General features: G+C 64.6%; 26 protein-coding genes and 1 tRNA gene. 17 read left to right on the top strand and 10 right to left on the bottom strand.

Annotated elements, in window-relative coordinates:
• Positions 1-9: 9 nt before the first annotated feature.
• Positions 10-1056: an AI-2E family transporter gene (locus MIN45_RS06565; protein ID WP_286291094.1), complete on the top strand. Its 1047-nt coding sequence runs from the start codon at positions 10-12 to the stop codon at positions 1054-1056.
• Here the strand turns inward: MIN45_RS06565 and MIN45_RS06560 are convergent.
• From MIN45_RS06560 to MIN45_RS06540, 5 genes are all read right to left on the bottom strand, one after another.
• On the bottom strand, positions 1041-2126 hold the full coding sequence (locus tag MIN45_RS06560) for a peptidylprolyl isomerase (protein ID WP_286291093.1): 1086 nt from the start codon (positions 2124-2126) through the stop codon (positions 1041-1043). The two genes, MIN45_RS06565 and MIN45_RS06560, sit on opposite strands and share 16 nt — an antisense overlap.
• 52 nt (positions 2127-2178) lie before the next feature.
• Positions 2179-4545 (bottom strand): hypothetical protein, encoded by a 2367-nt coding sequence (locus MIN45_RS06555; RefSeq protein ID WP_286291092.1) that lies wholly within the window; start codon positions 4543-4545, stop codon positions 2179-2181.
• A 56-nt stretch (positions 4546-4601) separates the two neighbouring features.
• A complete protein-coding gene (locus MIN45_RS06550) occupies positions 4602-4901 on the bottom strand; it encodes a c-type cytochrome (protein WP_286291091.1) in 300 nt (99 codons plus the stop codon).
• On the bottom strand, positions 4898-5065 hold the full coding sequence (locus MIN45_RS06545) for a hypothetical protein (protein WP_286291090.1): 168 nt from the start codon (positions 5063-5065) through the stop codon (positions 4898-4900). The genes MIN45_RS06550 and MIN45_RS06545 overlap by 4 nt, the downstream gene beginning before the upstream one ends.
• 147 nt (positions 5066-5212) lie before the next feature.
• A complete protein-coding gene (locus tag MIN45_RS06540; RefSeq protein WP_286291089.1) occupies positions 5213-6076 on the bottom strand; it encodes an NADP-dependent methylenetetrahydromethanopterin/methylenetetrahydrofolate dehydrogenase in 864 nt (287 codons plus the stop codon).
• A 77-nt stretch (positions 6077-6153) separates the two neighbouring features.
• On the opposite strand from MIN45_RS06540, the gene fchA reads away from it, so the two are divergent.
• From fchA to lon, 16 genes are all read left to right on the top strand, one after another.
• Complete coding sequence (gene fchA / locus MIN45_RS06535) at positions 6154-6765, top strand: methenyltetrahydrofolate cyclohydrolase (RefSeq protein WP_286291088.1); 612 nt, start codon at positions 6154-6156, stop codon at positions 6763-6765.
• Positions 6762-8417, top strand: a complete 1656-nt coding sequence (locus tag MIN45_RS06530) for a multicopper oxidase domain-containing protein (RefSeq protein WP_286291087.1) — start codon at positions 6762-6764, stop codon at positions 8415-8417. Before fchA ends, MIN45_RS06530 begins: the two co-directional genes overlap by 4 nt.
• 122 nt (positions 8418-8539) lie before the next feature.
• A complete protein-coding gene (locus tag MIN45_RS06525) occupies positions 8540-9181 on the top strand; it encodes a cupredoxin domain-containing protein (RefSeq protein WP_286291086.1) in 642 nt (213 codons plus the stop codon).
• Positions 9182-9254: 73 nt separating this feature from the next.
• Complete coding sequence (locus MIN45_RS06520) at positions 9255-10031, top strand: heme ABC transporter permease (RefSeq protein ID WP_286291085.1); 777 nt, start codon at positions 9255-9257, stop codon at positions 10029-10031.
• Positions 10028-10195: a heme exporter protein CcmD gene (gene ccmD, locus MIN45_RS06515; protein ID WP_286291084.1), complete on the top strand. Its 168-nt coding sequence runs from the start codon at positions 10028-10030 to the stop codon at positions 10193-10195. Before MIN45_RS06520 ends, ccmD begins: the two co-directional genes overlap by 4 nt.
• Positions 10192-10653 carry a cytochrome c maturation protein CcmE gene (ccmE, locus tag MIN45_RS06510; protein WP_286291083.1) on the top strand — a complete coding sequence of 154 codons (462 nt, stop codon included), beginning with the start codon at positions 10192-10194 and terminating at the stop codon, positions 10651-10653. Before ccmD ends, ccmE begins: the two co-directional genes overlap by 4 nt.
• Positions 10650-12614: a heme lyase CcmF/NrfE family subunit gene (locus tag MIN45_RS06505; RefSeq protein ID WP_286291082.1), complete on the top strand. Its 1965-nt coding sequence runs from the start codon at positions 10650-10652 to the stop codon at positions 12612-12614. The genes ccmE and MIN45_RS06505 overlap by 4 nt, the downstream gene beginning before the upstream one ends.
• A gap of 2 nt (positions 12615-12616) precedes the next feature.
• Positions 12617-13144 carry a DsbE family thiol:disulfide interchange protein gene (locus MIN45_RS06500; protein ID WP_286291081.1) on the top strand — a complete coding sequence of 176 codons (528 nt, stop codon included), beginning with the start codon at positions 12617-12619 and terminating at the stop codon, positions 13142-13144.
• A complete protein-coding gene (locus tag MIN45_RS06495) occupies positions 13141-13602 on the top strand; it encodes a cytochrome c-type biogenesis protein (RefSeq protein WP_286291080.1) in 462 nt (153 codons plus the stop codon). Before MIN45_RS06500 ends, MIN45_RS06495 begins: the two co-directional genes overlap by 4 nt.
• Complete coding sequence (gene ccmI / locus MIN45_RS06490; protein WP_286291079.1) at positions 13599-14807, top strand: c-type cytochrome biogenesis protein CcmI; 1209 nt, start codon at positions 13599-13601, stop codon at positions 14805-14807. Before MIN45_RS06495 ends, ccmI begins: the two co-directional genes overlap by 4 nt.
• Positions 14808-14866: 59 nt before the next feature.
• Positions 14867-15439, top strand: a complete 573-nt coding sequence (locus MIN45_RS06485; RefSeq protein ID WP_286291077.1) for a Uma2 family endonuclease — start codon at positions 14867-14869, stop codon at positions 15437-15439.
• A gap of 3 nt (positions 15440-15442) precedes the next feature.
• Complete coding sequence (locus MIN45_RS06480; protein WP_286291076.1) at positions 15443-16021, top strand: nicotinamidase; 579 nt, start codon at positions 15443-15445, stop codon at positions 16019-16021.
• Complete coding sequence (locus MIN45_RS06475; protein ID WP_286291075.1) at positions 16018-17349, top strand: nicotinate phosphoribosyltransferase; 1332 nt, start codon at positions 16018-16020, stop codon at positions 17347-17349. Before MIN45_RS06480 ends, MIN45_RS06475 begins: the two co-directional genes overlap by 4 nt.
• Positions 17346-17921, top strand: a complete 576-nt coding sequence (locus tag MIN45_RS06470) for an IMPACT family protein (protein WP_286291074.1) — start codon at positions 17346-17348, stop codon at positions 17919-17921. The genes MIN45_RS06475 and MIN45_RS06470 overlap by 4 nt, the downstream gene beginning before the upstream one ends.
• A gap of 93 nt (positions 17922-18014) precedes the next feature.
• Positions 18015-18422, top strand: coding sequence for an Hsp20/alpha crystallin family protein (locus MIN45_RS06465; protein WP_286291073.1), 408 nt, complete (start codon positions 18015-18017; stop codon positions 18420-18422).
• Between the two features lie 11 nt (positions 18423-18433).
• A complete protein-coding gene (gene lon / locus MIN45_RS06460; protein WP_286291072.1) occupies positions 18434-20809 on the top strand; it encodes an endopeptidase La in 2376 nt (791 codons plus the stop codon).
• A gap of 54 nt (positions 20810-20863) precedes the next feature.
• Here lon and MIN45_RS06455 read toward each other — a convergent pair whose 3' ends face one another.
• The 5 genes from MIN45_RS06455 to MIN45_RS06435 form a co-directional block, all read right to left on the bottom strand.
• Positions 20864-21748, bottom strand: coding sequence for a DUF3014 domain-containing protein (locus MIN45_RS06455; protein ID WP_286291071.1), 885 nt, complete (start codon positions 21746-21748; stop codon positions 20864-20866).
• A 40-nt stretch (positions 21749-21788) separates the two neighbouring features.
• Positions 21789-21863, bottom strand: a tRNA-Val gene (locus tag MIN45_RS06450).
• An 83-nt stretch (positions 21864-21946) separates the two neighbouring features.
• Complete coding sequence (locus MIN45_RS06445; protein ID WP_286291069.1) at positions 21947-22165, bottom strand: YgaP family membrane protein; 219 nt, start codon at positions 22163-22165, stop codon at positions 21947-21949.
• Between the two features lie 22 nt (positions 22166-22187).
• Positions 22188-24077, bottom strand: coding sequence for a molecular chaperone HtpG (htpG, locus tag MIN45_RS06440; protein WP_286291068.1), 1890 nt, complete (start codon positions 24075-24077; stop codon positions 22188-22190).
• Between the two features lie 83 nt (positions 24078-24160).
• Positions 24161-24388 (bottom strand): hypothetical protein, encoded by a 228-nt coding sequence (locus MIN45_RS06435; RefSeq protein ID WP_286291067.1) that lies wholly within the window; start codon positions 24386-24388, stop codon positions 24161-24163.
• Positions 24389-24449: the final 61 nt, after the last annotated feature.

The raw sequence follows: 24449 nt of genomic DNA, 5'->3' as shown, positions 1-24449 counted from the left end.
AAAAAAACCATGAATACGGACTTTAACAAAATCGCAATCGAAACCGCCATCCGCCTCGGCACGATCACGCTGCTGGCCGCCTGGTGCTTCTTGATCGTCCGTCCTTTCGTCGATGTGGTCATCTGGGGGATCGTCATCGCCGTAAGCCTCCATTCCCCTTTCCGCCTCCTCAACCGCTGGCTGGGAGACCGGCAAGGCTGGACGGCTTTGCTGCTGACGGTTCTGATGCTGACAGGACTGATCCTGCCGATGATCCAGCTGGCGGAAATCGCCGTTCGTAACTTCCAGAGCACCGCCGCCAGCTTGGCCGGCGACATGGTGAGCCTGCCGGAACTGCCATCGCGGATCGCCGACTGGCCTCTGATCGGACGCCCGCTCCAACGGTTCTGGGAACTGCTGGGCCACAATCTGGAGGATACTTTCAGACTCCTTCGTCCCCAGATCCGACAACTGGCCGGCTGGCTGCTGTCGGCGACCGCAGCCACCGGGATGGCGATCCTGCAGTTCGTGTTGGCGATCATCATCGCTGGCCTCCTGTTGGCCAACGCACCGGCGGCGGCACGTACAGCCCGTCGGATCGCCCTCCGCCTGGCAGGCGAGCGGGGACCGGAGCTGGTACGGCTGGCGGAATCCACCATTCGCGGGGTCGCCACCGGGGTCGTCGGTGTGGCGCTGCTTCAGGCGTTGCTGGCCGGCCTGGGATTCGTGGCCGTCGGTCTGCCTGGTGCGGGGCTGCTGGCGGTCCTGTGCCTGTTCCTGGCGGTCATCCAGTTGGGACCGGCGCTGGTGCTGGTGCCTGCAGCGATCTATGTGTTTTCCACCCAAGGTGGGATGGTGGCGACCGCCTTCACGGTCTGGTGCGTGGTGGTCGCCCTGCTCGACAACGTTCTCAAACCCCTGTTGATGGGCCGGGGGGTGGACATCCCCATGCTGGTCATCTTTCTGGGAGCCATCGGCGGGATGATGTTGTCCGGCCTGATAGGCCTGTTCGTGGGAGCCGTGGTACTGGCGCTGGGTTACGAACTGTTCCGTGGCTGGGTCTATCTGGAAGCCTGATCCGCTGCCGTCCAGACGATGCGGTGGCGGGCCGTGACTTCAGCCAGCCAAGCGGGCATCCGCTCCAGCAGCAACGCCCGCCGTACCCGGTCGCCGATGGCGGCGAAAGGCTTTTGTTCACCGGGCTTGCGTTCGATGATGGTGACGAGATGGAACCCCTTCGGGGTTTCGATCACCTCGCTGATCTCGCCATCCTTCAAGGTGGCCAGCGCCGCTTCGATCGCGGGCATGGCGCTGCCTTCCGGCAACCAACCCATGTCGCCGGCGTGTTGCCTGCCGTAAGGGTCGATGCTGTACTGTTTGGCGAGCCGGAACAGGCTCTCGCCTTGCAGAATCCGGCGGCGCAGGGCCCAGGCCGTATCGCGGTCGGCCACCACGATCTGGCCGACGTGGCGCCGCTCCGGCACCCGGCCGATTTCCGGATGACGCTGGTAGTAGTCGCGTAACACGCTCTGGTCGGGAATCCATTCCTTTTCCTTCCGTTCCAAGAGGCGCTGGATCAGGCGTTCCCGCCGGAAGCCGGCCACCTGGGCGGAAACGTCGATCCCCGCCTCCCTGGCGCCCCGGGCCAAAAGCTCGGTTTCGGGCAGATCGCCGTACCGCTGCCGCAGCCGGTCCAGAGTCGTGGCCTTGGCCTGACGGTAGCGGTCGGCGACGTAAACCGAACGGACCGCGGCTAGGGCGTCGAGATCGGTACCCAGGCGGCGGCGCCATTCGGCCTGTTTTGGCGCCGGGATTTCGATCCGGTCGCGCAGGTATTGCAGGTATTTCTGTGCCAGCAGGCCGGTCTCGAATTCGGCCACGTCACGACGCACGGTTTCGTCTTGTTCCAACCCCAGGCGTCTGGCCTCCTGATACAGCACCTCCGCCTGCACCAAGCGCTGCAACAGATCGCGGCGCAGGACGGCCTGTTCGTCGGCGTCGAGGCCGGGATACTGGGTGGCGAAGGGTGAGGAGCGCAGGGTCTGTTCCAGTTGCTCGGAAGTGACCGGTGTCCCGTCGACGGTGACCAGCACCTTGGCCTGCAGCGTCGTACTTGCCAGCAACGCGGCGAAAATCAGGGTTCGCATGGGCATTCTCCGGGAAAAGGGACGCCGGCCGGAAGCCGGCGTCCGGTCAGGATCAACGGGGATTGCGCCCGCCCAGATCGGGAGCGCTGGCGTGCATCCAGGTCACCGCGGCATCGAAGTCCTTGTCGATCTTCTTGCCCTTCCAGGTCTTGCCTTCGGCGATCAGCGGCACGCCGTACCTGTTGGTTTCGTGACAGGCGGCGCATTTGAGCGGCCCGTGGCTGCCGTCCGGATTGTACTGGGGCGCCTGCTTGTAGGTGGTGGTGTCCACCCGCGGCGTCACCGGATACAAGCCGTGGATCGACTGGTGGCACGCCTGGCACGCCAGCCCGGCATGGCCCTTGGAGTAGCGCATCAGACTGTACTTGCCCGGCTGGTTGATGGGATAGGCGATGCCGCCCTGCCCTTCCACGTAAGGCGCCTCATGACAATCGGCGCAGTGGGGCTCGCCCGGCGCCAGCCAGTAGTCGCGTCCGTGATCGGCGGCACGGTAAGGCACGGCGATGGCGTCGTCGGCCCCCTTGGGCAGCTTGAGGGTGTCGGGATCGACCATGGGATCGGCGGACAGGATGGTGACGCTGGGATCGCCGTCCTCGTCCTTGTGGATCAGGGGCTTGCCGCCCTGCATGGCGATTACGGCGATGTCGGCCTCGGTGCGTTCCTTGGCCCAGTTGAGCAGGATGCCGGATTTTGCTGGGTCATCGTGACCGTTCTTGTCCAGCATCACCTTGGGATCGAGATAGCGCTCGATCAGTTCCTTTTCGGTCACGCCGATGGCCAGGGCGATGGCTTCCAGGGACTTGTTGCGCAGGGTTTCCCCTTCCTGGCGGAAGGCGTGAGTGATGTGGTCACGCTGGTACAGCTCCCGCGACAGCTGGTTGTGGCAGTTGGTGCACCACAACCCCTTGCCGTGCTGGCCGTTGCCGATCTTGGAGACGTTGGCCTGCAGCCACTTGCCGATGGCGTTGAGGTGCTCGGGGGTTTCCACGCCGTCCTTGTCCTTGTCGGGGTTGGAGTGAACGTCGCGGCCGGCGAAACAGCCGCCCTTGGTGTCGCGGTTGTCGGCGTTGGCGTAATGGTTGCGGCCGTCGGGGGTGATGGGATAGCCGTCCAGGGAACCGTCCTGGCGGTGGGCCGGATGACAGCCAGCGCAGGTACCGGTGCGGCCCTGGCTGTCGGGCAGCGGGCGGACGGTCTGGTGGGCCCGGTGCAGCGCTTCGCTCAGGGGCGGGATGCGCACGTCGCCGGGCACCTGCTGACCGGTCAGCGCCTCGACCACGCCTTTCGACGCCAGCACGCCGATGACGTTGTCGGCGTGGCATTTCTGGCACAGCACCGGGTCGCGCCCGAGACGGTTGGAAAGCGAGCGGCTGTCGGGATCGTAGTTGGCGGTGAACTTGGTGCCGTGCTTGGCGTCGTGGATCTGCAGGATGGAGATGGAGGTGGCCTTGAGGCCGGCGATGTAGTCGCTGGCCCCCAGCCCCTTCCAGAAGGCGAACTCACGCTTGTAAAGCGTGTAGCGATCGCCGTTGGCGTTCTCGTTGGAATGGCAGTTGGAGCAGTTGGGCACGTCGATGGGGTTGGTGCCGTGGAATTCGATGGGCTTGCCCGTGTGGCTGTCGAGCACCGGCTCGCCGGTCTCGGCGTCCACCATCCGCACCCAAGCCTCCTGGTAGGGGCGGATGTCGCTCTCGACGATGGTGATAGGATTCTTGGTGACGGTGCTGTCCCAGAACGGGGTCAGCGGCAATCCCAGGGCGTCCCAGATGCCGGGATGGGTGAGCATGATGGGGACGTTCTCCAGCACCGGCGACTTGGTGAAGACGATGGTTCCCTCCTCGCCGGTATAGTGCAGGTGGCCGCCTTTCAAGGGACTGGGCACCACCGCCCCTGCCGGACCGTTGTCCACCGGCACCGGAATCTCGATACCGACCCGCTGCTTCTCGCTGTCCTTGCTGGTGTGCTTGGGATTGCTACCCTTCAGGTCTTTGTAAACGTACAAATGAGGCCAGTAGGCATTGGCGACATTCTCGTTGGCCTCGTACTTGCCGTCGCCGTCCACGTCGTAGGGAACGGTCCAGTAGTACAGCTTGGCCCCTTCCGAGTAGGTGTTGTCCACGTGACCGTATTCGAGCTTGAAACGCTTGTCGCCGTCCACCAGGATCATCGGATCCTTGGGATCGGCACCGAGCAGCCTCGGCTTGTCGTGGGGCCCCCGGGCGGTCTTGACCACCTGGCTCTGGATCGAGTTGTAGGGGGGCAGGATGCAGCAGTAGGAAAAGTCGAAGCCGGTGCAATGCATGCCCAGCTCGTAATTGATGGTGATGTTGTAGTCGTTCTTGGGTTTGGTGGGATCGGTGGCGGCCGCCGCCACGCCGGAGAGCAGCAGGACGCCCCACAAAAGAGAATGGCGAATCATGACAAACCTCCTTCACGATGGACCGCCTGCAGCCCTTCCGGCACGGCGGCGGAATGTTATTTTTTCAGGCTTTCGTAGTAGGCGGCGATGTTTTCCATGTCCTCGTCGGAGAGACTGCTCACCATGGCTTTCATGACCGCGTGGTCGCGGGCACCGGTCTTGTAGGCCTTCATCGCCGCCACCAGATACTGGGCGTGCTGGCCGGCGAGATTGGGATAGGCCGGATTGGTGGCGATGCCGTCGGCCCCATGACAGCCGCCGCAGGCAGCCGCCTTGGCCTTGCCGGCGGCGACATCAGCTGCACCGGCGGTGGCGGTGATCCCGGCCAGGGCCACAATCGTCATCAGTTTCTTCATGGCGTCCTCCTTATTTCTTCAGATAGATGGAAGGTCTCATCATAACGCCAGCAATCAGGTTTTTCTAATAGATTTTTCACCCTAACATTTAAGCTGGTCCGCCACCTGGCGGTACCACCACCGATGATGACGACCTGATGATGACGATGGGTTTTCTGATTCATGCTACAGTCATCCGGAACGAGTTACTCTCAATCAAGCGGGATGACTACATTGTAAGGAGCTCGGCGCCTTATTTAAAAATGAAATAATTATATAACTATAAGCTTATATTCATTTATTGAATAAGCAAATTACCAAAACCCGGTCGGTTACGTATGCACCATCTCTCTGGCGATGGCGTAGATTTCCTCGGCGTCCAGCACCAGATCGTTGCGTTCGAACAGTTTGGCGATGCAGGCCCGGTGCACGGCTAGTTTCAGGGCGCCGAAACCGATGGCCCCCCAGCAGATCTTGCCGTGGCGTTCCGTGCCGCGGTCCATCATGTCCACCCCTTCGATGCCCAAAGGCGGGGTGGCGTTGGCGTCGACGAGAACCTCCAGCCGGGACAGATCCCGCCACTGGAATTCCTCCAACAGCCGAACGCCGGCGGCGCCGGTGGCGAACACGATCTGGGCGTCTTCGATGACGGCGGCACGGGCGGCGGCGTCGATGGCCTCCACCGGGGTGATCTCCACCCCGAAACGCCGCCTCATCGCCTCGCAGGCGGCCCGGGCCCGTGCCAGGGAGCGCGAGGTCAGCACCACCTGCGCCCCCTCCTTGGCCAGCAGAGCGGCGGCGCGCTGGCCGACAGGGCCGGTGCCGGCGAGCACCACCGCCTTCTTGCCCCGCACCTCGGTGCTGGCGACGATCCGCGCCACCCCGGCGGCCGCGGTGGTATTGCTGCCGTTGCTGTCGAGCATCACCGACACCCGGAAATTGGCGAAGAACCGGGCCGTGACCGCCGCCAGCAGCGCCTCGCCGGCCTGGAGGTCGCTGCCGCCGATGAAGATGGCGGTGTTCTTCTTGTCCTTGGGGGCGCGGGTGAAGATGGTGCCGTCCACCAAAGGGCCCACGTTGTCCGGCGTCAGGTTGGCATGACCGATGACGTGGTCGGCGCCGCCATCGTAGGCGACCACGGTATCGAAAGAGGCCGGATGGCTGTCGGTATCGAACTGGAACAGGAGTTTCTTCACCGCCTACACCTTGGAAGTCCTAAGAAAACAATCGATCGATTATAATAGCGGGCCGATTCCGCCACCAGGGTTCCACCATGCTCAAAGACCAATCCCTCGATACTTTCCTCGACCGGCTGGCCAGCGCCGACCCCACCCCCGGCGGCGGCAGCGCGGCGGCGGTGATGGGAGCGATGGGCGCGGCGCTGGCCGGCATGGTCGCCAGCCTCACCGTGGGCAAGCCCCGCTATCGGGCGGTGGAGGCCGAAATGCAGGCCCTGCAGGCACAAGCCGCGGAACTGCGCCAGCGGCTGCTGGCCGCCATCGAGGCGGATGTGGCTGCCTTCGACCGGGTCATGGCCGCCTACCGTCTTCCCAAGGACGATCCGAACCGCAGCGAGGCGATCCAAGCCGCCCTCAAGGGCGCCACCGACGTGCCCCTCGCCTGCGCCCGGCTGTGTGTGGCGGTCATCGATCTCTGCCATGAGGCAGCGGCAAAAGGCAATCCCAACGTGCTGTCCGATGCCGGCGTCGGGGTGCTGGCGGCCCAGGCGGCGCTCAAGAGCTGCGCCATCAACGTGACCGTCAACCTCAACGCCATCCGCGATCCGGCCTTCGTGGCCGAGCGCCGCGAAGAACTGGAAGCCCTGCTCGCCGGCAAGGACCGGGAAGTCGAGCAGCTGTACAACCACATTCTGGCCAAGCTATGAAGCCTCTGCGTCTGTCCGCCTATCTCCTCGGTATCGTGCTGAGCCTGGGAGCGGCCTGGCTGCTGTTTCCCGGCAACGCCACCCAGGCCGGTCTCGAAGCGCCGCCGACGATGAAATGGGTGCCCTCGATCTCCGAGACCGAACCACTTTGCAGTTTCACCCATCCCGAATGGCGCCAGGCCCAGACCATCGAAGACGTCGAGATCGACGAGGACCCCCAGTGTAAGCCGGACAACCCCTACCTGATCGCCAGCGTGGTCAAAGGCACCAACAACGTCACCATGCCCACCCTGATGAAGACCCGTCTGGCAGCCGATGCGGTGGTGAAGGAAAACGACCGCGACGGTGACGGCGACCCCGACGTCATCCACATCCACCTGGAGGTGGGGGAACTGAACGGCAGCACCCCCGACGGCGACTTCCTCATCCCCGGCTACCGCATCGCCCCGGGCCTGACCCCGGGCATCTGGGTGTTCGTGCCCAAGATGCGCGGCATGGCCACCGTCGATGCCGTCAACCTCGACGCCACCCCCCTGCTGCGCGCCCCCTCGCCGCCGATCCGGGTGGAACAGGGCGACACCGTCTATCTCACCCTGGAGAACACCCATTATCTGCCCCACACCATTCATCTGCACGGCGTCGATCATCCCTACCTCAAACCCAACGGCGAGGGCAACGACGGCGTCCCCATCACCAGCGAGCAGATGCTGATGCCGGGCGAGCGCCGCACTTATCAGATCCAGCCACGCCAACCCGGCACCATGCTCTACCACTGCCACGTACAGACCGACAAGCACATGCTCATGGGGCTGCAGGGGCTGTTCATCGTCGAGGAGAACCGCCCGGACAACTGGTTACAGACCTTCAACGTCGGCGCCGGCAAGGTCCGCCATCCCTCGCAGGCGGTGCGGAAAAAATACGCCCAGGAATACGACCTCCACTACCAGACGCTGGACAAGGAACGCTACCGGCCCATCCAGCAATACAACGATCCGCGCCTGGTGGCCAAGGCCATGAACCGGGATTACGACATCACCGACGCCGACGAGGATTTCTTCCTGGTCAACGGCCGGTCCTTTCCCTACACCCTGCGCGACAGCCTGATCGTGGTGGAACCGGATCAGCAAGTGCTGCTGCGGGTGGTCAACGGCCACCCGCACACCCTGGGGCTGCACCTCCACGGCCACAAAACCACCGCCGTCGCCGTCGATGGCGTTCCCCTGAAACGACCGATCACCCGCGACGTCCAGGATCTGGCCCCGGCCCAGCGCCTCGACCTAGTGCTCGACACCCACGACGACGGCCTGCACAGCTTCGGCCAGGGCGCCTGGCTGATGCACGACCATGCGGAAAAGAGCGTCACCTCCGATGGCGTCGGCCCCGGCGGCGACATCAGCCTCGTCGTCTACCGCCGCTTCCTGGACGAAAACGGTCTCCCCAAGCTGCAGGGCATGGATCTGGTGCCGTTCTTCAACCGCTGGTTCTACCAGAAGCAGGTGCCGGTCTGGGCCCGCAGCAAGGACTGGGAAATCTACAGCGATCCGGCGCCCCTGCCGCCCGATCCGGTGCGGGTGCTGCTGGCGGGCCTGAGCCTGGGGCTGGCGTTGGGATTGGCCTTCTTCGCTTGGCGGGAATGGAGGAAAGCGTCATGATCCAGGTATTGCAATGCCGTGGGTGGGCAAGGCGGGGCCGTTCTCCGGGACGCCGTGAATCCATCCCTGGAGGCTTGAAACCCGGCCGTCCAGGCCGGGTACACCCTGCGAACGGCCCCGCCTTGCCCAGCCTTGCCGTCGTCTTGCTTCTCCTGTTCTCCCTCACCGGCCCGGCCCATGCCGGCCACCGCATGGACATGGACAGCATGGTGATGAACGAGAACCCGACCCGCCTGCCCCAGGGCTGTGCCCAGATCTCCGAGGACGTCAAGATCACCGTCCACGCCGGGCGCAAATACGCCAAAAAGTTCTCCGGGCTGGTGTTCGCCTACGACCGGCAGAGCTGGGAGGTGCCACCCTGCGCCCGCCTCACCGTGCGCTTCGTCAACGAAGACAACATCCGCCACCAGTTCATGGTCCACGGCCTGCCGCAGGACCTCTACCCCATGGGCATGTTCACCATCGAGGTCTCCGGTCCCGGCGAAGAAACCGCCAGTTTCATTCTGCCGCCCTACAAAAAGACCTATCTGGTCCACTGCGACATCGCCCAGCACACCGAACACGGCATGAAGGCCCAGATCAAAGTGGCCGGCGGCGACCGCGACCTGGCCAGCCTGCCGGGGCTGACCAAACCGGTCCGCCCGGACCGTTATCCCACCCGCTGGACCGGCGGGCGCATCGTCTTCCTCGCGCTGGCATTGGCCGGCGGCATCCTGCTGGTGTGGGCCGGGCGCTGGATACTCCGGAGTCTGGCGGAAGATTGAGGGATGATGACAACGCTGGGTAAATTAATGGAATCTGGTATGATCATCAAAATTTTCCATTAAGCATCATAGCATGTGGGCCTTTCTGCACCGACTCGCCTCCCCCCGGCATTTCTATCATCTGACCGGCCGTTGGATTCCCTGGCTCGGCGGGGCCACGCTCCTTTGCATGGCGGCCGGCCTGTATCTGGGGCTGTGGGTCGCCCCGCCCGACTACCAGCAGGGCGACAGCTTCCGCATCATGTACGTGCACGTACCGGCAGCGTGGCTGTCGCTGTTCATCTACGTCTTCATGGCGGTGGCCGGGGGCATCGGGCTGATCTGGAACATGAAGATGGCCGACGTGATGGCGGTGTGCTCGGCCCCCGTCGGTGCGTCCTTCACCTTTCTGGCACTGGCCACCGGTTCCATCTGGGGCAAGCCCATGTGGGGCACCTGGTGGGTGTGGGACGCGCGACTGACCTCTGAGCTGATCCTGCTGTTCCTGTATCTGGGCTACATCGCCCTCCAGAGCGCCATCGAGGATCCGCGCACCGCCGCCCGCGCCGGGGCGATCCTGGCCATCGTCGGCAGCGTCAACATCCCGATCATCCATTACTCGGTGGAATGGTGGAACACCCTGCACCAGGGGCCGACGGTGACCCGCTTCGACAAGCCGGCGATCCACCCTAGCATGCTGTGGCCGCTTTTGCTGATGGCCTTCGCTTTCCAGCTGTATTTCTTCACCGTGCTGCTGCTGCGAGCCCGCAGCGAAATCCTCTGGCGCGAGCGCCGCAGCCGCTGGGTGCGGGAACTGCTAGCGCGCGAACGAATCGAACCGGTATCCGATTCCGAGGAGATCGCCTCATGACCTGGCAGGAATTCATCCACATGGGCGGTTACGGCGCCTACGTCTGGAGCGCCTACGCCCTGACCGCCGTGGTGCTGATCTGGAACCTGATCGTTCCTTTGCGCCGCCGCCGGGAGGTGCTGGCGCGGCTTCGGCGCTGGTACGACCAGGAGACCGGCCGATGACCCCGCGCCAGCGCCGCATGCTCTGGGTCACGGTCATCGTGCTCGGCGTCAGCATCGCCACCTTCCTGGCCCTTGCAGCGTTTCAGAAGAACCTGCTCTACTTCTACACCCCCTCGCAGATCGCCGCCGGCGAGGCGCCGACGAACTACGCCTTCCGGGTCGGCGGCCTGGTGAAGGAGGGCAGCGTCCACCGCGACCCGGACAGCCTGGCGGTGCGCTTCACCCTCACCGACGGCGCCGCCGAGGTGACGGTGTTCTACGAGGGCATCCTGCCGGACCTGTTCCGCGAGGGCCAGGGCATCATCGCCATCGGCCAACTGCAGCAAGACGGCCTGTTCAAGGCCACCCAGGTGCTGGCCAAGCATGATGAGAATTACATGCCGCCGGAAGTGGCCGATGCCCTGAAGAAATCCGGCAAGCTGCCGCCGGTGGACGATTTCGAGGGAACGAGCCGATGACTGCGGAACTGGGCCAGCTGGCCTTGATCTTCGCCTTGCTGATGGCCGTGGTGCAGGCGACCTTCCCCCTCGCCGGCACCGCCCTGCGGCTGCCGGCCTGGGTGGCGGTGGCCAAACCGGCCGCCCGCGCCCAGGCGCTGTTTTTGGCGGTGTCGTTCTATTGTCTGGTGCAGAGCTTCGTGGTCAACGACTTCTCGGTCCGCTACGTGGCCGAGCATTCCAACTCCGCCCTGCCTCTGTTCTACCGCATCGCCGCCGCCTGGGGCGCTCACGAGGGCTCGGTGCTGCTGTGGGCCCTGATTCTGGGGCTGTGGACCTTCGCGGTCAGCATTTTCAACCGCGGCCTGTCGGATCTGTTCGTGGCCCGGGTTCTCGGCGTCCTGGGACTGATCAGCGTCGGCATCCTCGCCTTCATCCTGTTCACCTCCAACCCTTTCGAACGGCTGACCCCGGCACCCCTCGACGGCAACGACCTCAACCCGCTGCTGCAGGACTTCGGCCTCGCTGTCCACCCGCCGATGCTGTATATGGGCTACGTCGGCCTGGCGGTGCCGTTCGCCTTCGCCATCGCCGCCCTGCTGTCCGGCTCCCTGGACATCGCTTGGGCCCGCTGGTCCCGCCCCTGGACCCTGGTGGCCTGGGCCTTCCTGACCCTGGGCATCACCCTGGGCTCGTGGTGGGCCTACTACGAGCTGGGCTGGGGCGGCTGGTGGTTCTGGGATCCGGTGGAGAACGCCTCCTTCATGCCCTGGCTCATGGCCACCGCCCTGATCCATTCCCTGGCGGTGACGGAAAAACGTGGAGCCTTCAAATCCTGGACCGTATTGCTAGCGATTTTCGCCTTTTCCCTGAGCCTCCTGGGGATGTTCCTGGTACGCTCCGGGGTGCTGGTGTCGGTGCACGCCTTCGCCAACGATCCCGAACGCGGCCTGTTCATCCTGGTGTTCCTGGGGCTGGTGATCGGCAGCTCCCTGCTGCTTTACGCCCTCAGGGCCCCGGCGGTGAAGGACCACGCCCGCTTCCACTGGTTCTCGCGCGAAGCCCTGCTGCTGGTCAACAACGTGCTGCTGGTGGTGGCCGCCGCCAGCGTCTTGCTGGGCACCCTCTACCCTCTGGTGCTCGACGCCCTGGGGCTGGGCAAGATTTCCGTCGGCCCCCCCTATTTCAGCAGCGTGTTCACGCCGGTGACCGCACCGCTGTTCCTGCTCGCCGGCATCGGCCCCCTGGTGGCCTGGCGCCAGGGAGACCCGGCGAAGCTGTGGCGGCAGGTGCGCTGGCTGATCCCGGCCACTCTGACCGCGGCCATCGTCGTCAGTGCCCTGTGGTTCGATCCCAAGGACATCGTCACCCTCGCCTTCCTCGCCACCGCCTTCTGGCTCGGTACCACTTCGCTGCTGCCCCTGTGGCAGCGGCTGCGTCACCGTAAGGGGCTGCGGGGGTTGCGCCAGCCTGCCGGCTTCTACGGCATGACTCTGGCCCACTTCGGCCTGGCGGTGTTTCTGATCGGCGTCGGCATTTCCAACCACTACAGCATCGAACGCACCGTGCGCCTGACGCCGGGGGAAACCGCCGAGCTGGGGGGATACCGTTTCACTTTCAAAGGGATACGGGCGTTCGACGGTCCCAACTACGGCGCCGACGAAGGCATCTTCGAGGTTTTCCGGGACGGGGAACGGATCGCCCGCCTCACCCCCCAGAAACGCTTCTACCGGGTGCAGCGCAACGTCATGACCGAGGCCGCCATCGATCCGGACCTGCGCCGTGATCTCTACGTCGCCCTGGGCGAACCGCTGGAAGGAGACGCCTGGAGCGTGCGCCTGTATGTCAAGCCGGCGGTGCGCTGGATCTGGCTCGGCGGCCTGCTGATGATGGCCGGCGGCCTGCTGGCGGCGGCCGACCGCCGTTACCGCAGCGTCAAGGTGACCGCCCAGACCACCGCCGCCGTCAACGCCACGGTTTAGCCATGCTCAAGTATCTGTTGCCCCTGGGACTGTTCGTCGGCCTGCTGATTCTGCTGGGGGTCGGCCTGACCCTCAATCCCCGGGAGGTCCCCTCCCCCCTGATCGGCAAACCGGCGCCGCAGTTCAACCTGCCCCGTCTCGACGATCCCCAGGCGAGCTTCGACAGCGCCCGGTTCCAAGGCAAGGTCAGCCTGTTCAACGTCTGGGCCTCGTGGTGCGTGGCCTGCCGCCAGGAGCACGCCTTCTTGATGCAGCTGGCCCGCCAGGGGGTGACGATCTACGGTCTCGACTACAAGGACACCCGCGAGGCCGGTCTGCAGTGGATCGAACGCCTGGGAAACCCGTACCAAGCCGTCGCCTTCGACGCCGCCGGCAAGGTGGCCATCGACTGGGGCGTCTACGGCGTCCCGGAAACCTTCGTCATCGACAAGCAGGGCGTCATCCGCTACAAGCACATCGGCCCCATCACCCCCAGGGACTGGGAGGAGAAACTGGGGCCGCTGGTGGCCTATTTGGAGAAACAGTCATGAAAGCCCTGATCGCCGCCCTGTGGTTGACGCTGGCCCTGCCGGCACTGGCCGGCATCGAAGTGCGCCAGTTTCCCAATCCGGCCCTGGAAAGCCGCTACCAGAACCTGATCGAACAGTTGCGCTGTCTGGTGTGCCAGAACCAGTCCCTGGCCGACTCCAACGCCGATCTGGCCGAAGACCTGCGATCCGAGGTCTATGCCATGCTGCTGGCGGGCAAGAGCGATGCCGAGATCGTCGATTTCCTGGTGCAGCGCTACGGCGATTTCGTGCTCTACAAGCCGCCGGTGAAAAAGACCACCGCCCTGCTCTGGTTCGGCCCCTTCGCCGCCCTGGCCGCAGGCGGCCTGCTGCTGTGGCGCATCGGCCGGACCCGCCGCCCCGAAGCGCCGACGGCCCTGACCCCCGCCGAACGGGAACGCCTGCAACGATTGCTCAAGGACGAGGAAAAATCCTCATGATCGTCTTCTGGCTCATCGCCGCCGCGCTGATTCTGGCGGCCTACCTGCTGTTCTGGTGGACCCTGCGCCGCCCGCCGCGCCTGGACACGCGAATCGACCTTCAGGCCAACCTGGCCGCCCACCGCCAGCGGCGGCGGGAACTGGAACAGGAACGGGCCGAAGGCAAGATCGACCAGGCTCAGTACGAACAGCTGCTGGCGGAACTGGACCGTGATCTCCTCGATCTGAGCGCAAAGCGCGACGGCGGGGAAACCCGCCCGCCCTACCAGGGCATTGTGCCGCTGTTCCTGGCGCTGGGTCTGATCCCCCTGGCGGCGATGATGCTGTATTTCAGCCTCGGCCGCCCGGATCTGCTCAATCCTCGCACCACACCCCAGGCACAGAAGAACGCCCCCCCTTCGCTGGAAGAGGCGATCGCCAAGATCGAACGTCGCCTCCAGGACAATCCGAACGATCTGGAAGGCTGGGTGCTGCTGGCCCGCTCCTACCAGGCCACCGGCCGGATCGACAAGGCCTTGGACGCCTACCGCAAGGCGTTGCAACTGGCGCCGGACGACCCCGATCTGGAAGTCCGCTACGCCGAAGCCCTGGCCCAGTCCAAAGGGGGAGACCTGAGCGGCGAACCGCTGGCCATCGTCCGTAAGGTCCTCGAAACCCGGCCGGATCACCCCTACGCCCTGTGGCTGGCCGGCATGGCCGCCCTCCACGACGGTGACCGCGACAGCGCCCAGCGGTATTGGAACCAGCTGCTGGCACAAATGCCTCCCGGCAGCAAACCGTATCGCCAGTTGACGACGATGATGCAAAAGGCCGGGCTGCAGGTGCCGCAGTCCACCGCGCCGCAACCGGCGGCCGACGGCGCTTCGGTCCAGGTGACAGTGCGCCTTTCCCCTGAACTGGCCGCCCGGGCCAAACCCGACGATCCGGTCTACGTCTTCGCCAAAGCCGCCTCCGGGCCGCCCATGCCGTTGGCCATCGTCCGCAAGCAGGTCAAAGACTTGCCGCTCACCGTCACCCTGGACGACTCGATGGCGATGATGCCGCAGCTGAAACTGTCGCACTTCCCGAAGGTGATCGTCGGCGCCCGGGTGGCCAAATCCGGCAACGCCCAGGGGGCTCCCGGCGACCTGGAGGGGCAAAGCGATCCCGTGGCGGTTTCCGGCCATCCCCGCATCGAACTGGTGATCGACCAGGTCCGCAGCTGACCGGAGGCCGCGTTTGCGGCATACTAGAAAGCCGCATCCCCACGTCGGAGGACGATCCCATGGTCGCCAATCTCCATGACACCCCAACACCCCGTCACTGGACCTACCGCGATTATCTGGCCCTGGACGACGGCAGGCGTTACGAGATCATCGAAGGAGAATTGCGTGACATGACACCGGCCCCATCCGTGTCTCATCAAAGTTGCTCGCGCAATCTGGAATTCCTGTTTCTGGAATACGTGCGCCAGCGGCAATGGGGGTTCGTCTATGACGCCCCCATCGATGTCATCCTCAGCGAGGACAACGTGGTGCAACCTGACATCGTCCTGGTGGCCAAGGAACACGAAGACCGAATCCAGGATCGGGGCATCTTCGGCGCTCCCGACCTGGTGGTGGAAATCGTCTCTCCCACCTCGGTCCGCTACGACTATGTGACCAAACAGACGCTGTACCGGCGCTTTGCGATTCCCGAATTCTGGCTTGCCGATCCTGCCAACCGCAGTCTCACCTTGCTGGGGCTGAAAGACAGCCAATACACACCTGTCAGCTTCGCCAGCGGGACGGGCGCCGTCCAGTCCTGTCTGTTGGAAGGTTTCCAGGTCGAACTGGCCACCGTGTTCACGGAGCGCTGAAGCATGATCGCACTCCAGGCTCACGACGCCCTGCTGATCGTCGATGTGCAACGGGACTTCCTTCCCGGCGGCGCCCTGCCGGTGCCGAAGGGGGACGAAGTGGTACCGGTGCTCAACCGCTACATCGAGCGCTTCACCCGGCGGGGACTTCCCGTCTTCGCCACCCGCGACTGGCACCCACCGAACCACTGTTCCTTCCGCGATCAGGGAGGCCCTTGGCCACCCCACTGCGTCGCCGGCACGGAAGGGGCGGAATTTGCCGACGGTCTCCGGCTGCCGAAGGACACGATCATCGTTTCCAAGGCCACCGCGCCGGAGCGGGAAGCCTATTCCGGATTCGAAGGCACCGATCTGGCCGCGAGGCTGAAAGACCGCGGTATCCGCCGCCTGTTCGTCGGGGGCCTGGCCACCGACTACTGCGTCCTCAACACCGTGCGCGACGCCATCCGTCACGGCTTCGAGGTCTTCCTGCTCACCGACGCCATCCGTGCCGTCAACGTCCACCCGGAGGACGAGCGCAAGGCCCTGGAAGAAATGCGCCGTTTCGGCGCCCGCTTCGTCACCCTCGAGGATTTGTCGTGAACGCATCGGTCCTGCTCACCGATCTCTACCAGCTCACCATGCTCCAAGGTTACTGGCACGAGCGCATGGCCGAAACCGCGGTGTTCGAGCTGTTCGTGCGCAAATTGCCGCCCCGGCGGAATTTCCTCGTCGCCGCCGGTCTGGAACAGGCCCTCGACTACCTGGAGAACCTGCGTTTCACCGCCGCCGAACTCGACTACCTGCAGCGGACCGGCTTCTTCGACGACGGCTTCCTCGCCACCCTGGAAAACTTCCGCTTCGAAGGCGACGTGGACGCGATGCCGGAAGGCACGGTCTTCTTCCCCGACGAGCCGATCCTGCGGGTCACCGCCCCCCTGCCCCAGGCCCAACTGGTGGAAACCCGTCTCATCAATCTGCTCCAGTTCCAGACCCTGATCGCCTCCAAGGCCGTCCGTTGCGTCCTCGCCGCTCCCGGCAAACGCCTGGTGGACTTCGGCCTGCGCCGGGCCCACGGCAGCGAGGCCGGCCTGTTGGCGGCCCGGGCCGCCTATCTGGCCGGTTTCATCGGCACTTCCAACGTCCTCGCCGGCCAGCGCTTCGACATCCCCATCTTCGGCACCATGGCCCATTCCTATATCATGGCCCACGACGACGAACTGACCGCTTTCCGCGGCTTCGCCCGCTCGCAGCCCCACAACGTCGTCCTCCTCATCGACACCTACGACACCCTCAAGGCCGTGGACAAGATCGTCGCCCTGGCCCGGGAGCTGGCTGAAGACGACATCCGGATCAAGGCGGTGCGGATCGACAGCGGCGATTTAGGAGAACTGGCCCGCCAGGTGCGCGCCAGGCTGGACGCCGCCGGCTGGTCCGAGATCGGCATCTTCGCCAGCGGTGATCTGGACGAGTACCGCCTCGCCGAACTGCGCGCCGCCCCCATCGATGGCTTCGGCATCGGCACCAGGCTGACCACATCCAGCGACGCACCTTATCTCAACTGCGCCTACAAGCTGCAGGAATACGCCGGCATCCCCCGGCGCAAGGTCTCGAAGGGCAAGCAAACCTGGCCCGGCGCCAAGCAGGTCTATCGCCACTACGACCCTGCCGGGCGCTTCGACCACGACGTCCTCACCACTGCCGACGACCACCTCGAAGGGCAGGCGCTGCTGCAACCGGTGATGCGGCAGGGAAAACGCCTACAGCCGCCGGAATCGCTGACCGGCATCCGTGACCGGATCGTCGCCCAGCTGGAACGCCTGCCGGAAGCACTTAAAAACATCGACAGCAGCGCTACTTACCCGGTGGAAATCTCCCCGGCCCTGCGGCGACTCACCGAGGAAACCGACCGCTGTCTGGGGCTGGCATGAGCCAGGTCTTCACCGTCCGCGAGCCGGCCGAGGCGGAATACGAAATCAAACGCTCGCGCTTCATCGCCGTCATCGCCCCTACGGCCGACGGCACCGAGCTGGAAGCCTTCCTGACCGGCCTGGCCCGGCGCCATCCCCAGGCCAGCCATCTAACCTACGCCTGGCGCATCGAAACGCCCCAGGGACTGCGCGAACGTGCCTTCGACGCCGGCGAACCCTCCGGCACTGCCGGTCGCCCCATCCTCACTCATCTGCAAGGCAGGCAGCTGGTCAACGTCTGCCTGGCGGTGATCCGTTATTTCGGCGGCATCAAGCTCGGCGCCGGGGGCCTGGCCCGGGCTTACGGCCACGCGGCCAAGCAGGTATTGGAACAGGCCCGCATCGTCCCTCACGTCATCTACCGGCGGGTGGAGGCGGAAGTCGATTACGCCCGTTTCCAGAATCTGGAGCGCCAGCTGGCACCGCTCGGCGCCCGGATTCTCGATGCGGACTACGGGCCCCGGGTCAAGGTCATCCTCGAAGTGCCGGAAGACAATCTCGGGGAACTCGAGCGCCTGTTGGCGTCTCATTGAACGCGACAACGCCTGTTGGTTTTTCCCTTCAAAGACCCCATTTTTACCAGGGTGGCCCACCGCCCACACGACGACCAACCAAGAGGGATTTCGATGCAACGATCCGACCCGCTCGAATGGATGTGGCTGCAAGCCATCGAAATGCTGGAAAAGGCCGAGCGCTTCAACCGGCTGTTGTTTCAGGTCCAGCGCTCCGGAGCCCGGTTGCCGGCCTGGGAGCCCCCGGTGGACATCGTCGAAACCTTCGATGTGCTCCACATCAACGTGGTGCTCCCCGGCGTCCCTGCCGAGGAGGTGGAAGTGCTGCTGGAAGGCGGCATGGTACGGATCAGCGGCCACCGGCCACCACCGGTGACCCCCGACACCCTGCAAATTCACCGGCTGGAGATTCCCTACGGCCGCTTCGAACGCCGCATTCATCTGCCGCCCGGGCGCTACGAGCTGGCCGAATCCAGCTTTCGCCACGGCTGCCTGAGGCTCGGATTCCGTAAACTGACGTAAGGAATACGCTTATGAGCGAAACGCAGAACCAGAACACCGAAAAAGCCCCGCTCCAACTGCCCGAGGGTACCGTTCCCATCATTCCGGTGCGCAACGTGGTGCTGTTTCCCGGGGTCATCATCCCGTTGAGCATCGGCCGCGACCGATCCATCGCCGCGGCCCAGCAGGCGCTCAAGGCGGAACAGCCGGTGGGGCTGCTGCTGCAGAAGGACCCCGGCATCGACAACCCGATGCCCAGCGACCTGTATCCCGTCGGCACCACCGCCACCATCCTGCGTTACGTCACCGGCCCCGACGGCACCCACCACATCGTGGTGCAGGGGGAGGAACGCTTCCGGGTCAAGGAATTCAAGGAGGGCTACCCCTTCCTGGTGGCAGAAATCGAACCGATCGCGTCCACGGAGGCGGAGGAAAGCCAGCGGCCGGAGGTGGAGGCGCGCATGGTGCGCCTCAAGGAGCTGATCGGCGAACTGCTGGAACTGATGCCCCAGGCGCCCTCGGAGCTGGTCAACGCGGTCCAGCAGATCACCGACCCGGCGATGCTGGCGGACATGATCGCCGCCTTCATCGACATCGAAGCCGAAGAAAAGCAAAAGCTGCTGGAGACCCTCGACGTCGCCGAGCGCCTCGACAAGCTCCTCGACCACGTCGCGCACCGTCTGGAGGTGTTGAAGCTGTCGAAGGAGATTTCCGAGCGCACCAAAAAGACCATGGACGAGCGCCAGCGCGAATATCTGCTGCGCGAACAGCTCAAGACCATCCAGAAGGAACTGGGCGAGGAGGAGGAAGGCGCCGACATCGAGGAATTGCGCCAAGCCATCGAAGAGGCCGGCATGCCCGAAGAGGTCAAGGAACACGCCCTCAAGGAGCTCAAGCGCCTGGAGCGGATGCACGAATCCCAGGCCGAATACGGCATGCTGCGCACCTATCTGGAGTGGCTCATCGAGCTGCCATGGTCGAAGGAGACCGAGGAGAAGCTCGACATCGAGGAAGCCCGGCGCATCCTCGACGAGGACCATCACGACCTGGAGAAGGTCAAACGCCGCATCCTCGAATATCTGGCGGTGCGCAAGCTCAATCCCCAGGGCAAGGGGCCGATCCTGTGCTTCGTGGGCCCTCCGGGCGTCGGCAAGACTTCCCTGGGCCAGTCCATCGCCAAGGCCACCGGGCGCAAGTTCGTGCGCGTCGCCCTGGGGGGCGTCCACGACGAGGCCGAAATCCGCGGCCACCGCCGCACCTACATCGGCGCCATGCCCGGCAAGATCATCCAGGCGATCCGCAAGGCCGGCGCCAGGAACTGCGTGATGATGCTCGACGAGATCGACAAGCTCGGCATGGGAGCCTTCCACGGCGATCCGGCCGCCGCCCTGCTCGAGGTGCTCGATCCCGAGCAGAACGCCAGCTTCGTGGACAACTACCTGGGCGTGCCCTTCGACCTCAGCAAGGTGATGTTCATCTGCACCGCCAACGTGCTCGACACCATCCCGCGGCCGCTGCTCGACCGCATGGAGCTCATCGAGATTCCGGGCTACACCGAAACCGACAAGCTCCACATCGCCCGCCGCTACCTGGTCAGACGCCAGCTGGAGGCCTGCGGGCTGAAGCCGGAGCAAGTGGAAATCACCGCCGAGGCCATCCGCGCCATCATCCGCCATTACACCCGCGAGGCCGGGGTGCGCAATCTGGAGCGGGAGATCGGCGCGGTGTTCCGCTGGGCCGCGGTGCAGATCGCCGAGGGCAAGGCGGACCACATCCGCATCGATGCCGACGACATCCAGAAGATCCTCGGACCGCCCCGTTACGAGAACGAGGTGGCGATGCGCACCAGCGTGCCGGGGGTGGCCACCGGCCTGGCCTGGACTCCGGTCGGCGGTGACATCCTCTTCATCGAAGCCACCAAAACCCCGGGCAACGGCAAGCTGATCCTCACCGGCCACCTGGGCGACGTGATGAAGGAAAGCGCCCAGGCCGCCCTGACCCTGGTCAAGGCCCGCAGCGACAGGCTGGGGATCGACCCCAAGGTGTTCGGTGAATGCGACGTCCACGTCCACGTTCCCGCCGGCGCCACGCCCAAGGACGGCCCCAGCGCGGGGGTGGCGATCTTCGTCGCCCTGGTTTCGCTGTTCACCGACAAGCCGGTGCGTCCGGACGTGGCCATGACCGGCGAAATCAGCCTGCGCGGACTGGTGCTGCCGGTGGGCGGCATCAAGGAGAAGGTGCTGGCGGCGCTGCAGGCCGGCATCGAAACCGTGATGCTGCCGGCCCGCAACAAGAAAGAGTGGGAGGACATCCCCGAGGAAGCACAGGAGAAACTGCGCTTCGTCTGGCTGGAGAACGTCGATCAGGCCATCGCCGAGGCCATCGGGCCCGAGGTGCTGAAGCCGTAGCGATTGAAATTGCGCCGAGGATGAGGCGTTTGGCCCATCCTCGGTGCATAGCGTTTATGTCCTGCCCGCCAAGAGCAATCCCCGCAGCAGACCCAGCTGATGCTTGACGATGGCGGCATTCACCGGCCCCATCCGCAGCAGTTGCTTCTGCGCCGGACTTAAGCCTTCCAGCTTTGGGTCAGCGAACTTGTACATCACCGAAGGCTTGACCAGCCGGATCTCGCCGCGTGGCTGAGGCGTCTGCAGCAGATGCTCGGCGGCCTTCAGCAGGGTATCTTCGAAACGGCTGCCCGGAGGCGCGAATTCGGCATAGACCCGGTCCACCAGCGGCTTGGCGAGCTGGTACAGGCGCCACAGCAGATCCATGTCGAAAGCTTCCACGGCGGCCGCCAGCAAATCGTAACGGTGATAGCCGGCCGGATCGATCACATATTGCCCGTCACCCGTTTCCCGGGCGCGGAAAGGTTCTTCGGGCGCCCAGAAGGCGAAAGCCTTGCGCGGCACCTTGCCTTGGGAGACTTCGCTGACCAGCAGCACCGCCTTGCGCAGCAGGTCGTTGGTTTCCGCCAGCCACTGATGGAACCGGGGATTGCGGTTGACCTTGGGAAGTTCGGTTCTGAGCCAGGCGTCGCTGGCCTCGATCGCCGTCGGCGGCGGGGAGAATTCCACCGTGGTGTCGGCGCGGGCGACGAACTCGTCGGCGCCCTCATCCCCGCTGGCTTCTTCCTGCGGCGTCTGATCCGGGGACTCCGCTCCGGGCGCCGCAGGATATTGCTTGATCGCCGCTCCTTCTTCCTCTTCCAGCACCGCCGCCTGTTTGAGCTGATAGGCCCGCCACAGCACGTAACCCGTGCCGGCGATCAAGGCGATCATGACCAGGGACCAGAGGATGCGGCGCAGGGGGGAGGGTGTCAGGTCGATCTTGGATGGATCGGTCATGGCGAATCCTGGGAAGGAATGGGAGAAAACAGGAGGGAAATGGTAGGCGCGGGCAGGATTGAACTGCCGACCCCTGCCGTGTGAAGGCAGTGCTCTCCCACTGAGCTACGCGCCTGAGGTGCAGGTTATTTTATGGATTTTTTCGTCCTATGCAAGCGCTATTTCAAAACGGCGGCCTTCCCTGGCCACCGCCGCCCCTCAGCCGGCGCCTTCCTCCTGCTTCTCGTCCGGTTCGCGGGTGTCCATGTTCAAGGGCACGTAGGCCGGGCACCAACGCAGCACCGCAGTGGCGATGGGGATCAGGCCGAGTATCCCCCACCACTGCTTGAAATACAGACCGGCACCGGCGATGGCCACGCCGGCGATGATGCGGATCAGCCGGTCCTTGCGGCCGACATTGGGTTGCAGTTTCAACATGGTTCACCTCCTCTTCCGTCGTCTATGCTTGTTTTTGTCCCAGGGCCTCCTGCAACAGGGCGTTGAAGCGCCGCACGAAGGCCGCGGGATCTTCGAGCTGGCCGCCTTCGGCCAGCACCGCCTGATCGTACAGCAAATGGCTCAGATCGTCGAAACGTTTTGAGTCGCGCTCATCCCGCAGGCGTTCGACCAGTGGGTGTTTGGGATTGATCTCCAGAATCGGCTTGGAGCTCCCGGGCACCAACTGCCCCGAAGCCTTCAGGATGCTTTCCATCCGCCGGCTCAGCCCGTAGGCATCCAACACCAGACAGGCGGGCGAGTCGGTCAGGCGCCGGCTGAGCTTGACGTCGGCCACCCGCCCGGCCAGGGCCTTGCGGATTTTGTCCAGGGCGTCCTGAAACGCCTGGGCCACCATTTCCTGAGCCTTTTTCTCGTTGTCGTCGGCCAGCCGCCCCAGATCCAGCTCGCCCTTGGCCACCGACTGCAGCGGTTTGCCCTCGAACTCGGTCAGATGGGCCACCAGCCACTCGTCCACCGGCTCCCACAGCAGCAGTACCTCGATGCCCTTGTGGCGGAACACTTCCAGATGGGGGCTGTTTCTGGCCGCCTGCTCGTTCTCCGCCACCAAGTAGTAGATCTTTTCCTGGCCCTCCTTCATCCGCGCCACGTAGTCGGCCAGGGAAATTTCTCCGCCCTCGTCCCGGGTGGAGGCGAAGCGCAGCAGCCTGGCGATGCGGTCGCGGTGCTTCGGGTCCTCGATGACCCCCTCTTTCAGCACGGTGCCGAACTGCTCCCAGAAGGTACGGTACTTGTCCGGCTCGTTCTTGGCCAGATCCTCCAAAAGCCCCAGGACCTTCTTCACCGCCCCGGCGCGGATCCGCTCCAGGGCCCGGTTCTCCTGCAGGATCTCGCGGGAAACGTTGAGGGGCAGGCTGTCGGAATCGATGATGCCGCGGACGAAACGCAGGTAGCGCGGCATCAGCTTGGGATCTTCCATGATGAAAACCCGGCGCACGTACAGCTTCACCCCGTGGGCGGGCTCGCGGTCCCACAGGTCGAAAGGGGCGCGCCTGGGAAGGTAAAGCAGCAGGGTGTATTCGTCGCTGGCGCCTTCCACCCGGCTGTGGAGCCAGGCCAACGGCCCTTCGAAATCGTGGGCCACGTGCTTGTAGAATTCCTCGTACTCGTCCGGGCGGATCTCGTCGCGGGGGCGAGTCCACAGCGCCGAGGCCTTGTTGACCACCTCCTCGCCATCGCCGTTTTCCTTCTTCATGACGATGGGGATGGGGATGTGGTCGGAGAACTTGCGGATCAGCTGGCGCAGGCGCACCGGATCGAGAAACTCGTCCTCCCCCTCGCGCAGGTGCAGGGTCACCGCCGTTCCCCTCCGCGGCCGGGTGACGGTGGCGATCCGGTATTCCCCCTGGCCGTCGGATTCCCAGCGCACCCCCTCCTCCGCCGGCACCCCGGCCTTGCGGGTCTCCAGGGTCACCCGGTCGGCGACGATGAAGGCGGAGTAGAACCCGACCCCGAACTGGCCGATGAGCTGGCTGTCCTTGGCCTGGTCGCCGGTGAGCGACTCCAGGAACTTGCGGGTGCCGGAACGGGCAATGGTGCCGATGTGGTCGATGACCTCCTGACGGGTCATGCCGATGCCATTGTCGCGCACCGTCAGGGTGCGGGCGTTCTTGTCGACGTCGATCCAGATCTTCAGGTCGCTGTCGCCCTCGTACAGCCCTTCGTCGCCCAAAGCCAGGAAGCGCAGCTTTTCGGCCGCATCGGCGGCGTTGGAAATCAGCTCGCGCAGAAAGACTTCCTTATTGCTGTACAGGGAATGGATCATCAGGTCCAGAACCTGACGGGCTTCGGCCTGAAAGCCAATGGTTTCCGGATTCTGCAGGGTTTCGCTCATGATTCTGTCCGTTTCCTCCACAGTCGAACGACAACGGCCCGCATGCGGGCCGTCGCTTTCCTATGGGGACGTTTTGGGAGATTTCAAGCGATGAAACGACTACGCCCGGATGCCGGCTCCCGTCCAAGCAGCACCTCCTTGCGGCGCTGCTCGGCCAGATAGCGGCGGCGGTCGGCCCACATCAGATAGATGAAGGCGCCGATCAGGGCGACGAACAGCCACCAGCGCAGCCAGAACAGCACGTGCATGACCTTGAGGACTTCCGGATGGGTGGCGGCATAGGTGTTGAAAGCCTCGAAGAACTCGTACATCGGTCTTACCTCTGGAAAGGTCAACACCGGCACTGTACGCCTGCGGTTTTTCCAAGTCAAC

Origin of the sequence: Methylomarinovum tepidoasis (genome assembly GCF_030294985.1) — a bacterium.
GTDB lineage: Bacteria > Pseudomonadota > Gammaproteobacteria > Methylococcales > Methylothermaceae > Methylohalobius > Methylohalobius tepidoasis.
This window is presented reverse-complemented; position numbering and strand designations above follow the sequence as displayed.